At 71.6% G+C, this 789-nt stretch carries 2 protein-coding genes; both read right to left on the bottom strand.

All coding sequences use genetic code 11. The features are described 5' to 3' along the window. Nucleotides 1-173 (bottom strand): biotin carboxylase N-terminal domain-containing protein (locus ABD224_RS29265; RefSeq protein ID WP_344055354.1); only part of this gene is annotated, 173 nt, incomplete at its 3' end. Then, complete coding sequence (locus ABD224_RS29260; protein WP_344055352.1) at nucleotides 170-634, bottom strand: cobalamin B12-binding domain-containing protein; 465 nt, start codon at nucleotides 632-634, stop codon at nucleotides 170-172. The genes ABD224_RS29265 and ABD224_RS29260, both read right to left, overlap by 4 nt. Nucleotides 635-789: the final 155 nt, after the last annotated feature.

Here is a 789-nt window from a genome sequence, read left to right as displayed (position 1 = left end):
CTGGTGGCGGGGGTGTCACCGCCCAGGGCGAACGCCTCATCCGCGGCGCGGACATGCAGCGCGTCCCGGTCCGGATCGGCGTAGACGGCCACACTCGCCAGCCCGGCGTCCCGGCAGGCCCGGGCCACACGGACCGCGATCTCGCCACGATTGGCGATGAGAACTTTGGTCAGCATGCCGCCTCCAGAGGTGCGTTCGGGGCGGCGCTGAGCCGGTCGACGGTCTCGACGATCCCGCGGATGTCCGCGCCGGGGGTGAAGACGGCGTCGACACCCATGGCCCGGAGGACGGGGATGTCGGCGTCCGGGATGATGCCGCCGACGAGGATGCGTGTGTCGCCCGCGTCCTCCTGGGTCAGCAGCCGGATCACCTTCTCGACGACCGTCAGATGTGCGCCGGAGAGCACGGAGAGGCCCAGGATCGGGGCGTCCTCGGCGATGACGGTGGCGACGATCTGCTCGGGGGTCTGGTGCAGCCCGGTGTAGATCACCTCGTAGCCGGCGTCGCGCAGCGCACGGGCGATGACTTTGGCGCCGCGGTCGTGGCCGTCGAGTCCGGGTTTGGCGATCACCACTCGGGCGCGTGGTGCCGGTGGGGAACCGGCGTGATCCGTCCGCTGGTGCAGGACGTTCATGACCTCTCCGATCGGGTGGTTCAGGGGTGGGTGAAAAGGCGTGCGTGCCGGTTCGGCCTCAGTGGGGCCAGTAGGTGCGGGTCCAGGTGGTGGGGCCGGGTGGGGGCAGGGGGTGGGGGGTGCGGTGGGCGGGGTCGGCCCAGGAGGTGGTGGGG

It is taken from the genome of Streptomyces thermoalcalitolerans, assembly GCF_039525155.1.
GTDB lineage: Bacteria > Actinomycetota > Actinomycetes > Streptomycetales > Streptomycetaceae > Streptomyces > Streptomyces thermovulgaris.
This window is presented reverse-complemented; position numbering and strand designations above follow the sequence as displayed.